Here is a 14,286-nt window from a genome sequence, read left to right on the forward strand (position 1 = left end):
GACTCATTTAAAGGAGCCTTCCCTATGGACAAACCAGATATCGCAACTGTCATTGATTCACATTTTGAAGAAATGACAGACCTAGAGCAAGAAATCGCTCGCTATTTTTTGCAAGCTGAAACGATTACAGATGATTTATCTTCTCAACAAGTCACCCAAAAATTACATATTTCTCAAGCTGCTCTGACCCGCTTTGCTAAAAAGTGTGGCTTTACTGGCTACCGAGAATTTATTTTCCAATACCAACATCAGGCAGAAAATCAAGCCAACCAAGTCTCCAAGCACAGTCCACTGACCAAACGAGTCCTCAGAAGCTATAGCAATATGAGGGAACAAACACAAGACTTGATTGACGAAGTCCAACTAGAACGAATTGCCCAATTAATCGAAGATGCTGAGCGTGTCTACTTCTTCGGAACAGGGAGTTCTGGCCTAGTAGCTCGTGAAATGAAATTACGCTTCATGCGTCTGGGTGTGGTCTGCGAGGCTTTGACCGATCAAGACGGCTTTGCCTGGACAACCAGTATTATGGACGAAAATTGTCTCGTACTTGGTTTCTCACTTTCTGGCACAACTCCCTCTATTTTAGACAGTTTATTAGACGCTAAGGAGATGGGGGCAAAGACTGTACTCTTTTCAAGTGTTCCCAATAAAGATAGTCAGGCCTACACAGAGACCGTTCTCGTTGCTAGCCACAGCCAACCTTCCTATATCCAACGAATATCCGCTCAACTTCCTATGCTCTTCTTTATCGATTTGATTTATGCCTACTTTTTGGAAATCAATCGCGAAAGCAAGGAAAAAATCTTTAATAGCTACTGGGAAAATAAAAAACTCAACGGCTATCGTAGACAAAAACGTGTCAGAAAATCCTAGTTTGGTTAAACCAAACTAGGATTTTTATTCATCACCAAACATACCTCTTCAAAATTATGAATCAGTCGTATCTTGATTTAGTCTTAAATAATTTCATGTAATCACTTTTTGAAGGGAGTAAATAAGCAAGTCTGACGGTATCCTCAACAATTGTATATAATACGATGTAATCCTTACTCAAGGTCAATCCTCGCGTTTGGTAGTGAGGATCTAATTTCTTACCAAATTTTTCATCGGCATCAAATCCAGCTTGGGGGAAAATTTCTAGCCGATTAATATCTTTTCTGATACTCGCCACTTTTCGTCTCGCAGCCTCTACAGAACCGATTTCCTCCGCTATATACTGATATATTTTATCCAGACTATCAATCACTCTAGGAGAATACAAAATCCTATATCTTTTATAATCCATAGCGTGTCACGACATCCTCATCTGTCAAGTAATTTCCAGCCTCAATCTTAGCATAACTTTCTTGAACTTCTGCTTGTAATTGTCTAAACAAATACTCCTTTTCTAATTCCTCTTCACTCAGTAAATCTACTTCATTTGTTACGGCAACATTCTTTAAAAATAATCTGAGTGCCGATGAAAGAGAGAGATTTTGTTCTTTTAACACTTCCATGGCATCATTTACCAATTCTCTATTAGCTTGGAAGGTCACAATTTTATTTGGATTTGCTATAGCCATTTTATATAATTCCTTTATATATTTTATTTATTATCTCACAATTATAAAGAAAGTCAAGGGAATTTGATTAGAAAATCCTAGTTTGGCTGAGCCAAACTAGGATTGTTTTGTTTTAAAATGATAGTAGGCACCCAACATGCCTGCGGTATTCTGATGATGGGCAAATTCTAATCGTGTTTTTTCGGCTAGACTTGGTACCAAAGCCTCTTTCAAGGCTGTACGGATCTTGGGTTTAAGGATTGCCTCTTGTCCCATGATACCACCCCCGAGAATGACCACCTCTGGATTGGCAACGTAGCAAATATTTGCCAGACCTTTTCCTAGATAGTCTACCATGCGGTCAATACCTTCCATGCAGAGTTTATTGCCTTCAGTGGCTTCCTTAAAGATACGTCGGCCATTCCACTGGTCAACTGGATCGCCATGTGCTTCAGCTACATATTTCACTAAAGCTGTCGTAGAAGCCAAGTCTTGGAAAGCTCCATCCTGCATATGCATATACCCAACTTCACAGGCCGAATTGCTAAATCCATGGAAAACCTTCCCATCCATAATCAAGCAACCACCGATACCTGTTCCAATGGTCAAGCAAAGGGTGACACTCGCTCCCTTACCTGAACCAGATACCGCTTCAGCAAGACCTGCACAGTTGACATCATTTTCAATTTCACAAGGAATAGCAAAGCTAGTCTCGATTTCCTTCTTGAACTGAGTTCCTGCATAGTTGGGAATCTGAGGCCCAGCATAGAAAATCTCACCCTTATCTGGATCCACCATTCCTGCAGAAGAAATAGCAACACCTGCTACTGGGCCTTGTTCTAAATAGCTGGCTACGATATCTTTGGTCTTTTGTAAGATATGAGGTCCACCCTTATGCGCCTCTGTTGGCATTTCATGCGATTCAACAAGTTGGCCTTCTTGGTCGATCAAACCATATTTGATGTTGGTTCCACCGATATCAATTGCAACGTAGTGTGTCATAAATACCTCCTTATGGATTAGAGGAAGCGCTCCTTGGTTTCGCGAATCAAGGCTGCAGCTGCTTCTACAACTGGACGATCTTCTTCCGTTACTGGCGTCAATGGTGAACGTACAGAACCAATATTCAAGCCTTCATTGATTTTCAAGACTTCCTTAATCACACCGTACATATTTCCATGTGCAGCAGTGAGTTTACCAATGATAGCGTTGATAGCATACTGCAATTCACGCGCTGTTTCCAAGTCTTTGTCCGCAATCAATTGGTTGAGTTTCAAGAAGAGTTCTGGCATAGCACCATAAGTACCACCGATACCAGCCTTAGCACCCATGAGACGGCCACCTAGGAACTGTTCATCTGGACCGTTAAAGACGATATGGTCTTCCCCACCAAGGCTCACAAAGGTTTGGATATCTTGAACTGGCATAGAAGAGTTCTTAACACCTATAACACGAGGATTCTTCAACATTTCTGTGTAAAGGCTTGGAGTCAAAGCAACTCCTGCCAATTGAGGAATGTTGTAGATCACATAGTCTGTGTTTGGAGCTGCAGAACTGATATCGTTCCAATATTTAGCAACTGAGTATTCTGGCAAGCGGAAGTAAATTGGTGGAATCGTTGCAATGGCATCTACACCCAAGCTTTCTGCATGGCGAGCTAGTTCCATACTATCTTTAGTATTATTGCAAGCAACATGGGCAATAATAGTCAATTTACCTTTGGCAACTGCCATGACTTCTTCCAAGATTAACTTGCGGTCTTCAACGCTTTGGTAAATACATTCACCAGAAGAACCATTGACGTAAAGACCTTGAACACCTTTATCAATGAAGTATTGAACCAAGGTACGCGTACGCTCTGGACTTACTTCTCCTTGATCATCATAACATGCGTAGAAGGCTGGAATGACACCTTCGTATTTTTTCAAATCTGACATAGATTTTCTCCTATTATTTTTATTTTCTGCTAAAGCAGATTCTTTCTTTACTTCTTTAGTATACACTTTACCGAAAAGGCTTTCAATATCTTATAGACACTTAGATTTTAGTTTCTCGCTTATAGAATAGCGTTTGGAGCGTTTGAAAGTAGTTTCAGAAATAATTGCACCCCTTACTCATACTTAGCAAATAGCTTTTCCATCACTCCCACTTGTAAAAAAGTAAGAAGTCCAAAACCAAAGAGAATAAAAGCTGATCCTCCCAATAGAAGGGTAAAGGCTGATAGATATAGAATCATCAAAATCAAAAAGATAATTGCAATCATCAAGATAAACCAAGGAGCATTAAAACTAGCCAACATCAATCCTTTTTGAAGAATTTCTTTCCAAGATAGGTCATAACGTGCCGCGATAGGGTAGCTAGCCAACATCACAATAGTAAGGAAAATCAAAATGCCTAGACAAATAGCTTTAACCAATTGGAAGGGCAGAGCTGTTTGACCCCAGAAAAGATAGAGATCTGAAAGAGTTAGAAATACAATTCCTAATTCTAACATCCCCAACTGAAAACCTAGTTTCAGATTTTGCCTGAAAACTCTTAGATAGGTTCTAAAAACTGGAACACGTCTGCTCTTCTTAACTTCGAACATGGTCTCGTAGAGGCTGATTTTAGCCACTCCAATCGTTACGATTGGCAAACAAGTTACTACAAAGAGAAGATTGACTGTTACAATATCTAAAACCTTCTCACTAATTCGCATTAGAAAATTATCTGTATCAAATGCAGCCTTGATGAGACTTCTTCCTTTTTGTGACATGTTTGCTCCCCCTATCATTTCATTTCTATCACTTGCTAAATCATTCCGATTTATCAAGTGATAAGATTCAACTCTTAAACTCAATTTTCAAAAGTGCTTAATAAGATAGTCATCAGCTATCTCTGCTGATCATTCTAATCAATTAAAATTTTAAACAAATACTTGCGAACTTGATCTTCCATACCTGCATAACCATTTGGCTGATGTGGTTCTCCTGGGAAGAAAATCGCAAAATTGTGATAACCCAACAAGAGTGGGTAGTGTTCATGACAATGGACAAAACCAATATCACTTGCTTCGTCAAATGCTACTGCTTCATCTTTGATACGTGAACCGTAGCTCGAATATTCATGCCCTTCTACCAACAAATGCAAGTCTGCATAGTTCTTGTGATGTTCAAACTGGTCATTTTCAGCTTTATTTAGGACATTTTCTTGAACAACTAGAAAGACCTTGTCTCCATCAATATCATATTTTCCTAACTCGAATGAATCTTTACGATGTTCATAAAGATAATCAATTGCCTTGTCAAGATTGGGATGAATCCCTTTATAGAAGCTAATATTTTTCAAATCGTCAAAAATCATTATTTTCTCCTTTAAAAATCGTCATTAAGCGATTAAAACTAACACCTCCAACAGTGTCATTTACTGTCGGAGGCTTTTAGATAGTGCTAGCAATAGCAAATTTATACTGTAAAAGAAATCGTTTCTTATCCTTTGACCGCTCCCATAGTAATACCCTGTGTGAAGGATTTTTGGAAGACAAGGAAGACTGTTACGATTGGCACAGCAGCAAGGGCAGCTCCTGCCATGATCAAACCATAGTTGGTTGCCATTTCAGCCTGCATGGTCGCAACCCCAAGTGAGATGGTCAAGTTTTGACGTGAAGTCAACATTACCAATTGCATGAAGTAGTCGTTCCAAGTATTGATAAAGGTGAAGATTGCAAGGGCTGCAAATCCTGGTTTCACAATTGGGAAGGCTACACTCCAGAAGGTACGAATCTCACCACACCCATCGATTTTAGCTGATTCAAGCAACTCTGTTGGAATATTTTCACTAAATTGTTTCATAAGGAAAACCCCAAATGGCCATCCAATCAAAGGCAAGATAACTGCCCAAAGAGTATCGTGAATTCCCATGAAGTTGACGATACGTACCAATGGTACAAGGACAACTTGTTTTGGAAGCGCCATGGCAGCGATAAAGATGGCAAAGAGAATACGCTGACCATAGAAACGTTTTTTAGCCAATACATAACCTGCTAAAGAAGAGGTTGCACAGACTAAGAACATGGTTACCAATGAAATAAACACAGAGTTCCACATCCACTGCATAGCAGGGTTTTGCACCATGAGTTGTTGGAAGTTTTCCATGGTTGGCATTTTAGGGAACCACTGAGGAGGAATAACGATTGTATCAGGTTGTGATTTGAATGCCCCTGTCAAAATCCAGTAGAATGGAAAGATGAACAGCACAGTCAACAAGAGCAAAATGATTGTTGAAATAACAGTAAAGGCTGTTAATGGTTTTTTTTCTGTAGATTGCATAGCTGTCTCCTTTCTTTAGTATTCTACATCGTTTCCAAGTACTTTAAATTGAACAAAGCTTACGATTGCAATCATGACTGCCAAGAAGACACCGATTGTGTTGGCATAGCCGTATTCTGTCAATTGGAAGGCTTTTTCGTATAGGTAGTACATCAAGGTACTTGTTGAGTAGTTTGGACCACCAGATGTCAAAAGCTGAATCAAGGCGAAACACTGGAATGAGTTAATTGTTGTGATGATTGCAATATAAAGAGTTGTTGGAAGAAGGCTTGGCCATTTAATCTTCCAGAAAACTTGAAACTCAGTTGCACCGTCAACACGCGCCGCTTCAACCAGTGAATTGTCAATATTCCCCATAGCGGCGATATAAAGGATAATCGGTTGACCAACTGAAGTTGTCAAGAGGATAATCATAATCGCCATCAATGCCCAGTTTTTATCTCCCAACCAAGAAATGTTCTGGCTGATGATATGACTTGACTTGAGGACAAAGTTTAAAATCCCTGATAGTGGGTCATAAATCCATTTCCATACAACTGTTACGGCAACACTACCTGTTACAACAGGTAGGAAGAAGACAAAACGGTAGAAGGATCTGGCAATGGCATTTTGATGATAGGTCTGAGATGCTACAAAGAGTGAGAACAGAACAACAACTGGTACAGATCCAATAACCAGAATCACGGTATTGATCAAAGACTTCATAAAGACAGGGTCTTTAAACATGCGAACATAGTTGTCCAAGCCCACAAACTCAAATTTCGTCATTGAGTAGTTAAAGAAACTTGTAATGAATCCCATAATCATAGGAGCCAATACAAAGATGACAAAGAAGAATAATACTGGTGCTAGGAAAGCATAGGAAATCACTGTTTCCCGCATACGAATTTTATTGACTTTCACAGTCGGCACCTCTCTTTCAAATATAATTTTTTGACTTTCTTGAACTGTTTTAAAATCAAAATGAAATTTTTTAAGATTCGCTTATGTAAGAACTTCATTTTAATTTCGTGACAGTTCCTTACATTTCAAACAAAATCCTCCCTTTTCTTACATAGACTATGCACAGGGAAAAGGGAGGGATCAATCTGATTTAGTGCTTATTGTTTCATAGCTTTTTTAATTGTTTCGTTCGCTTTTTCAGTGAAGGCTTTCAAAGCGTCCGCTGGTTTTTCGTCACCATTTGATACAGATTGCAACATTGGGAACCAAAGTGTTCTCATTTCAGCAAATCCATCAATAGTGTTGTAGTATGGTGAGTAGTATTTAGTCCAACCACTGATTGTTTCCATGCGTTTGTCATCATAAAGTTTGCCAAATGATGTACGAACTGGGAAGGCACCTGTACGAACAACGTCTTTTGGACCCCATTCTTTGTCATCCGCGATAAATTGAACGAATTTCTTAGATGCTGCAACTTTCTTGTCGTCTTTGTTGTTGAATACTGCAAACCCGTTTACAAGGTATTCAAGAGCTGGCTTACCTTCGTCTGATGGGAATGGTACTTCTACCACTTCTACCTTACTTGCTTCTAACAGTTTAGCTTGGATACCATTTTGAGCTGGTGCCCAAAGGATTGTGTAAGATGTTTGACCGTTGGCAAAGTTTTGGATATCTGCTCCACCGTCAAATTGTGAACCATTATTGAGCAAATTGTCTTTAATCCAGCTAGTTGCTTTTTCAAGACCTTTGACGAATTTAGGATCATCAGTTGTATATTTGCTAACTTTTTCATCTGTTACAGAACCGCTATAAAGGTTAGAGATAAAGGCACGTGTTCCTTGGTCTCCCCCTTGACCAGAACTGAACAATGAACCTGGTGTGTAACCCTTGTCTTTGAGTGCTTTCAATACTTTTTCAAAATCATCAGTTGTCCAACCTTCTTTTACAAGGTTTGCAACTCCAGCATCTTCTAGCATTTTCTTGTTCATTGCCATGTAGAATGGGGCAGAACTAATTGGATACATATAAGCCTTGTCTCCAGCTTTACTTGCTTGTACGATGTTTTCATTGTTGACATCTTTAACAAATTCATCTGTGAAGAGGTCGTTCAACTCAGCTAATTTACCATTTTTACCATATTGGATGATACGTCCTGGTGCGTCAAAGAGTACGTCTGGAGCTGTTCCTGCTTCGATAGCTGTTGTGATTTTTTCAGGACCTGACTTGAAGTCGATGGTTTCCAATTTCACTTTTACATCTGGATTTGCTTTTTCAAACGCTTCGATGATTGATTTTTCATATGTTCCAACACCGTCACCAGTTTTTTCTTGAGTGAAGACTGGGAATGCCCACCAAGTGATTTCTGTTTTAGCGCCATCTCCACCTGATTTAGCAGCATCTTTGCTACCACCAGAATTACCACATGCAGCAAGGCCAAGAACTGCAGCACCCGCAAGTACTGTACAAGCTAATTTTCTAAATTTCATTTGTATTCTCCTATGTAATAAGCGTATCCAACTTGGATAATGAGTTCTTTATTTCTTGTATGCGATTTCATTTCATCCTACTCATCCACCACTCTCCTCTGTTTTAAGATTGTGTTATTTGAGACCAGCAACGAAGCGTTCTGTAATCTCTTTTGGTCTAGTAATAGCGCCACCAACAACGATGCCTCGCACCCCATATTCAAGGATTTGTTTGGCTTGTTCTGGTGTATGAATTTTCCCTTCTGCAATGACATCTACACCTGCATCGCAGAGTTTTTTGATGAGTTCAAAATCTGGACCGTCTACTTTTGGACTGTAGGAGGTGTATCCTGACAAGGTTGTTCCGACAAAGTCAATTCCTGCTTCGACCGCTGCCAATCCTTCTTCAAAAGTACTGGTGTCCGCCATCAAGAGCTGGTTAGGATATTTCTCCTTAACCTGACGAATGAACTCTTGAATTTCCAAACCATCGTAGCGTTCACGCTTGGTACAATCCAGAGCAATCACCTCGATGTCCAGTTCTGCCAATTCATCAACTTCTTTCATGGTAGCCGTGATGAAGGGTTCTTGTGGCGGATAATCTCGTTTGATTATCCCAATAATCGGAAGTTTGGTGACTTCCTTGATTTCCTTGATATCGCGAACACTATTGGCTCGGATACCGACTGCTCCACCTTGCTCAGCCGCTTTGACCAGCAAGGGAATCACCCCTCCCGCTTCTGTATAAAGCGGTTCATGAGGAAGAGCCTGACAAGAAACGATGATTCCATCTTTGATTTGCTCAATCAAGGCTTCTTTGCTAATCTGTGGCATCCTCTTTCCTCCTTTTCCTTTTTCTTTGTTTCTATGAGATTATTATATCTTAAAAATAAAACGCTTTCAAGAGTTTGTAGTACAATAGATTTCAGTTTCAAAAACTAGCCAAGTCAAACAGCTCCTCTAAAAGTACTTTCAGAGGAGCAAGTCGACCTATAATAGGAGAATACCAAAATTTATTTTACAATTTCTGACAATTTTACTTTGCGATCTTCAAACATAGACTGGGTACAAGCATCTGCAGTAGCAATTGCTTCTAGGGCAGCTTCACCTGTCAATAGTTTTGCAAATTCTTCTGATACTGGAGCTCCTTGCATAATCTCATGCAGATAGCGCATTTCTTTATCAATGACAGATGATAGCCATAATGGAGTACGTTTACCTGGTTTACCATAAGCAATTGCTCCGTCCATTTCTGTACTATGATAGATACGAGTACGATCATCATCTTCTTCTTGTGATTCATGAATCAAGAAATAACTTTCTTGTCCATCTAGCTTAAGAGTTCCTTTACAGTTGAATAAGTCTAAGCGGATAGCACCTTTGGTTCCTTGGATTAAGACATAATGTTCACCCCAACGATAAGCTGAACCCCATTCTAACAAGGCAAAACGCTTATTAGAAAATTCCATATTGACAAAAATCATATCATCTTCATCACCGAAATGTTCACCTTCATGGGCTACATTTCCACCTGTCATAGTTACAGTTTCAGGCATGCCACCCATAAGGAATTGAACACAATCCAACTCATGGATGTGGTGATACAAGTGACCACCTGATTTTTCACGAATTTTTTTCCATGATACTGACGGTTGTTGTTCTTCCCAACCATTACGAGCTGTGTGACAATATAGAACGTCTCCAATCACTCCTTGATTAATGAGTTCTTTTGCATGATGGACACCATTAAAGAAATTCATAATATGTCCTGCCATAAAGGTTACATTGTTTTCTTTACATGCATCTACCATCTCGCGACAATCTTGATAAGAAAGCGCAATTGGTTTTTCACAGAAAACATTTTTACCATACTGTGCAGCCTTAATAACCGGTTCCTTATGAAGATTATTTGGAGTTGCGACAATAACACAATCTACTTCATCGCTAGAAACCAACTCATCTAGGGAACTTGCTACTTTTGCTCCCAATTCTTCTGCAATCGCCTCTGCATTATCTGGGTCATAGAGAAGAGTAATCTCTGCTCCATCATTCTTTTGCATATAACGAGCCAATTCAGCTCCAAAATACCCTGTTCCAACAACACCGTATTTAACCATGTTTTTTCTCCTTTATTTTGTTAAATCATTAATTTCCAAATCTATATACTGAACTACATTGCTTAAATGCAATTCATTTCTCGACCATGAATCATATTTTTCAAATAATACACCTATGTGATGATTTGGCAATTCTGTAATCGCAGAATATGCATAACCATACGAAGGCAAATCAATGTCATAGTGGTACTTCCAATCAATACTATCATCTTCTTCATTGACTAAACCGACAACTAATTGACCTCCCTTACGGCCATTTTTAGAATTTGGTGTACTCAAAATGACTGCTTCTTTTCCATCAATTAATTGAGAGTATTTAATTGCAGATACTTGTGTACCATATGAAGTTTGTTGAATTCCATCGATATACGAAACTTCTGACCATGTTTCTCCAGAATCTCTACTAGTCATATAGGCAATCTTACCTGTAGTAGTTCTAAAGAATGTTCTAATCACACCATCTCTCAGTTCAACCATTTGCGCTTCTGCTGTCGCATTCTTAAACGGAATTGAAGCTGAGGATTTCTTCCATGTTTGACCACTATCATCAGAAATGAGATAAGTTAGTTCACCACTGGTATATGTTGCAAAAATTAATCTGTTACTTGATTTTAATGCTAAACCTTGTCCAGGACATAAGTAAGTTCCATTATGTTTTTCTCCTAAGAACGGAGGCAATAACTTAAATTGTTCCCAACTCTCTCCTCTATTCTGACTAGTTGTCATTGCTATATAATTAGTAGGAGTCACTTTAAATAACGAATCTTTGTAGAAAACATTCATAGGAACCTGTTTCCCATTATGCTTTTCTCTTAAGGAGCCACTATCAAAATCAACCGAATATTGTTCGACTGTTAAAGACTTTCCTCCCTCCAAAACTTCATACTTATCATTTACAGTATAATTTGTAGGTTTATTAGTTGTTTCATCATAAACGACACCATTTTCTCTAACTGTATAACGGAAATCGTTATCTCCATTCTTCTTTAGTTTTAAATAATAATGACCATTTATTTCTTTAAAACCTGAATCAGCTTTATTTGCATTATTATTTCCAATACCCGCAGGCATAACATCAGCTAATAATATCGTTTTCCCAGATTTTTTATCTTCAACAATGGATGAATCTATAAATGAAGCACTTCCACTAATTTGACTATTCTTTAATTTATTATCTCGTGGCCAGTAAACTAACTGCTCCTCATAGTCATTAAACTTCATAGCAAAAGTTGGCTCACTCCACGTTTTCCCATTATCATCACTATAAGAAGTGGCGATATTAATCTTACTTTTAGAATCATGAGTCCCACCATAACGTGCATCAATACTTGATAGAACTCTTCCACTACTTAATGTATATAATGTCGGTATTCTAAAATAGTTAGCTTGAGTAGAATCTCCTGATTGGAAAATTAACTGAAATGGATTTGACAAGGGAATAGTTGAAACTTCCTGATCACTAATTGCTTTATTAAATAGACTGATTTCATCAATACTTCCTTTTGCGAGGTAATGATCCTTGCCTTCACGATTAACAGATCCTAGTGTTGCCTTATCTATACCATTTATATTTGAAATTGGCAAAAATGTATCAACTGTTTCAGAGAACACTTCTATCCCATTAACATACATTGTGTATGTCTTATCTTTAGAATCAGATACAAATACTAGTGTATTTTCAACTGCCTGTCCTTTATGCTTTCCCCATAATGAAGCTGGTCTAGAAAATAAATAATTTATTCCCTTTTGAGTGTCTCTTATTTCTACACCTATCTCACCAGAATCTCTCATGAAAATTGAAAAGTAATTATTTTTAAAGCCTGCTTTACTATTAGATAGACCAAACAAAGCTTGAAGCGAGTTTGGTTCATCTGCTCTAAATTTCATGACTACTGTCTGACTCTCTCCAGATAATTTATCTAATAACAAAGGGCTGATATCTATACTCTTATTGTTCAGTTGATATGAACCTCCTTGAAAAATAGGAGATATGGACAGTTGACCATAGTTTAATTCATTCGCATGAATCAAAGTGGGGACTCCCATTAAAAGACTAATGCCTACAACAGAAATTCCTAGTTTTGAATAAAGACCTCTCTTATTCATTTTTTCCTTCTTTCGTCTACTTCACAGATCCTTCTGATAATCCACTTGCAATTTTATTTTGGATGATAGAGAAGAAAATGATTGATGGAAGAACTACAATAACAGATGCTGCCATCATATCTCCCCAGTCTAGTATTTCTGAACCATTAAGTGAACGAAGGGCTACTGCTACTGTCATCTTTCCTGTATTGTTAATCAAAATCAAGGCATACAAGAATTCATTCCAAGCATTGATAAATGTATAAATAGCTGTTGCTACAATACCTGGTGCTACAATCGGTAGTACAACTTTATAAAAAGTAACAAATTTATTTGCACCATCAATTCTAGCTGCTTCTTCAATTCCAATTGGAACTGTTTGGAAAAATCCAACTAAGAGCCAAACTGCATATGGAACACTAAAAGATAGATAAACCATCATCAAGCCAAATAAACTATTTGTTAAGCCAACTTTAGCAATGGCAATTGAATAGGGAATTGCTAACAAAATTGGTGGGAAAATGTAGGTAATAACAAGTAATCTAGACATGATTGCTCCCAATTTAGGGAAGAATCGAACAATACCATAGGCTGCCATAGCAGAAATAATAATTGCAATAACGGTTGTAGCTAAGGCAATGATTAAACTGTTTCGAATGTTATCAATAAAGTGCAAATCGTTGATAACATGAGTAAAATAATCTAATGTAAACTGTTCAGGCCAAAATCGTGTTGGATACTGAGTTAATTCCCCTTTACCCTTGACAGACGATATGATAATCCATACCAATGGGAAAATTGCAACAATGGTCGCACCAATCAAGAGTACATGTGAGAGAATATCTAAATAAATACCGGATTTCTTCTTCATTATTTTCTACCCTCCTTTTCCCACTTACTGATGATAGCAAAGTAGATAAAGCAAATCGCCACCAAGAAGATAAAGAGCAATACTGTAACTGCTGAAGCACGACCCAACAATTTAGTTCCCCAACCCAGGTTGTAAGCAAAAATTGGAAGCGTCGTTGTAGCATTAGCCGGTCCACCACCAGTAATAAGGTAGATAATGTCAAAGTTATTAAAGATCCATACAGTTCTCAAAACAACTAGAAGCCCTACAACCACTTTAATATGTGGAAAGACGATAAACTTGAACACCTGCCAACTTGAAGCACCATCTATCTTAGCAGCCTCAAATTGTTCTTCGGGTACTGTTTGCAAAGCTGAAAGCACATTGACCATAATCATCGGCGCTCCAAACCAAATGTTGATAAACACCAAACATAAGAATGCCCATGTACTATCTGTCAAAAATGCAGGTGTATGTTCCATTAAACCTAATTTTACGATTAGATTCGGTAAGTAGCCATAAACCCCGTTTAGAATCCATTGCCAAGAGAAGGCAATAACGATTGTAGGAAATGCCCAAGGAACAATCAATAAGGTCCTATATAATTTCTTGAAGTGGCGTACTCTGTGAAGAGCTAAAGCCAATACAAACCCTACTAAAACTTGACCAACTAATGAGAAAATGGTCCACTTAATTGAATTAAAGAACGCATTAAAGAAGTTGGGATCTGATAGCACAGCTTTATAGTTAGCTAAACCAACAAATTTGTAATTGGGCATAATCAAATGCTTATTGGTAAAGCTATAAAAAATACTCGAGAAAAACGGATAAACAAAGAGTAATCCTACGATAATCATAGCTGGCAAAACAAATATCCAGCGAGTTAAATTACGTTCTTTAACCATTCTCCTTCTCCCTTCTTTTACAAGATTGGGCTAGGGCTTTTCAGCTCACTAGCCCACCTATTTTCTAGTC

Annotated in this window: 15 protein-coding genes; 1 reads left to right on the forward strand and 14 read right to left on the reverse strand. The window is 38.2% G+C overall.

Annotated features, from left to right (window positions below; genetic code table 11):
- The first annotated feature begins 24 nt into the window (after positions 1 to 24).
- Positions 25 to 876: a MurR/RpiR family transcriptional regulator gene (locus tag HMPREF9957_RS06945; RefSeq protein ID WP_000360360.1), complete on the forward strand. Its 852-nt coding sequence runs from the start codon at positions 25 to 27 to the stop codon at positions 874 to 876.
- A gap of 61 nt (positions 877 to 937) precedes the next feature.
- Here the strand turns inward: HMPREF9957_RS06945 and HMPREF9957_RS06950 are convergent, their stop codons facing one another.
- The 14 genes from HMPREF9957_RS06950 to HMPREF9957_RS07015 form a co-directional block, all read right to left on the reverse strand.
- Positions 938 to 1,288, reverse strand: coding sequence for a type II toxin-antitoxin system RelE/ParE family toxin (locus tag HMPREF9957_RS06950; RefSeq protein ID WP_000384971.1), 351 nt, complete (start codon positions 1,286 to 1,288; stop codon positions 938 to 940).
- A complete protein-coding gene (relB, locus tag HMPREF9957_RS06955; RefSeq protein WP_000951983.1) occupies positions 1,278 to 1,565 on the reverse strand; it encodes a type II toxin-antitoxin system RelB/ParD family antitoxin in 288 nt (95 codons plus the stop codon). The genes HMPREF9957_RS06950 and relB overlap by 11 nt, the downstream gene beginning before the upstream one ends.
- Before the next feature lie 96 nt (positions 1,566 to 1,661).
- Positions 1,662 to 2,546: an ROK family protein gene (locus HMPREF9957_RS06960; RefSeq protein WP_000150260.1), complete on the reverse strand. Its 885-nt coding sequence runs from the start codon at positions 2,544 to 2,546 to the stop codon at positions 1,662 to 1,664.
- Between the two features lie 17 nt (positions 2,547 to 2,563).
- Complete coding sequence (locus HMPREF9957_RS06965) at positions 2,564 to 3,481, reverse strand: dihydrodipicolinate synthase family protein (protein WP_001281517.1); 918 nt, start codon at positions 3,479 to 3,481, stop codon at positions 2,564 to 2,566.
- A 173-nt stretch (positions 3,482 to 3,654) separates the two neighbouring features.
- On the reverse strand, positions 3,655 to 4,299 hold the full coding sequence (locus tag HMPREF9957_RS06970) for a YesL family protein (RefSeq protein WP_000078520.1): 645 nt from the start codon (positions 4,297 to 4,299) through the stop codon (positions 3,655 to 3,657).
- Between the two features lie 134 nt (positions 4,300 to 4,433).
- On the reverse strand, positions 4,434 to 4,886 hold the full coding sequence (locus HMPREF9957_RS06975; RefSeq protein WP_000575436.1) for a NanQ anomerase/TabA/YiaL family protein: 453 nt from the start codon (positions 4,884 to 4,886) through the stop codon (positions 4,434 to 4,436).
- Positions 4,887 to 5,011: 125 nt separating this feature from the next.
- Positions 5,012 to 5,851 carry a carbohydrate ABC transporter permease gene (locus HMPREF9957_RS06980; protein ID WP_001192010.1) on the reverse strand — a complete coding sequence of 280 codons (840 nt, stop codon included), beginning with the start codon at positions 5,849 to 5,851 and terminating at the stop codon, positions 5,012 to 5,014.
- A 15-nt stretch (positions 5,852 to 5,866) separates the two neighbouring features.
- On the reverse strand, positions 5,867 to 6,733 hold the full coding sequence (locus HMPREF9957_RS06985; RefSeq protein WP_171804884.1) for a carbohydrate ABC transporter permease: 867 nt from the start codon (positions 6,731 to 6,733) through the stop codon (positions 5,867 to 5,869).
- Positions 6,734 to 6,951: 218 nt separating this feature from the next.
- On the reverse strand, positions 6,952 to 8,280 hold the full coding sequence (locus HMPREF9957_RS06990) for an ABC transporter substrate-binding protein (protein WP_000672127.1): 1,329 nt from the start codon (positions 8,278 to 8,280) through the stop codon (positions 6,952 to 6,954).
- Between the two features lie 114 nt (positions 8,281 to 8,394).
- Complete coding sequence (locus HMPREF9957_RS06995) at positions 8,395 to 9,093, reverse strand: N-acetylmannosamine-6-phosphate 2-epimerase (protein WP_001135655.1); 699 nt, start codon at positions 9,091 to 9,093, stop codon at positions 8,395 to 8,397.
- Positions 9,094 to 9,272: 179 nt separating this feature from the next.
- A complete protein-coding gene (locus HMPREF9957_RS07000; protein ID WP_000241739.1) occupies positions 9,273 to 10,376 on the reverse strand; it encodes a Gfo/Idh/MocA family protein in 1,104 nt (367 codons plus the stop codon).
- Positions 10,377 to 10,388: 12 nt separating this feature from the next.
- Positions 10,389 to 12,482, reverse strand: coding sequence for a neuraminidase NanB (gene nanB, locus HMPREF9957_RS07005; RefSeq protein ID WP_001042160.1), 2,094 nt, complete (start codon positions 12,480 to 12,482; stop codon positions 10,389 to 10,391).
- 16 nt (positions 12,483 to 12,498) lie between these two features.
- Positions 12,499 to 13,332 carry a carbohydrate ABC transporter permease gene (locus HMPREF9957_RS07010; RefSeq protein ID WP_000730332.1) on the reverse strand — a complete coding sequence of 278 codons (834 nt, stop codon included), beginning with the start codon at positions 13,330 to 13,332 and terminating at the stop codon, positions 12,499 to 12,501.
- Positions 13,332 to 14,216 carry a carbohydrate ABC transporter permease gene (locus tag HMPREF9957_RS07015; protein WP_000237985.1) on the reverse strand — a complete coding sequence of 295 codons (885 nt, stop codon included), beginning with the start codon at positions 14,214 to 14,216 and terminating at the stop codon, positions 13,332 to 13,334. The genes HMPREF9957_RS07010 and HMPREF9957_RS07015 overlap by 1 nt, the downstream gene beginning before the upstream one ends.
- Positions 14,217 to 14,286: the final 70 nt, after the last annotated feature.

Origin of the sequence: Streptococcus mitis SK1080 (assembly GCF_000220085.1) — a bacterium.
In the GTDB taxonomy this organism is placed as follows: Bacteria; Bacillota; Bacilli; order Lactobacillales; family Streptococcaceae; genus Streptococcus; species Streptococcus mitis_K.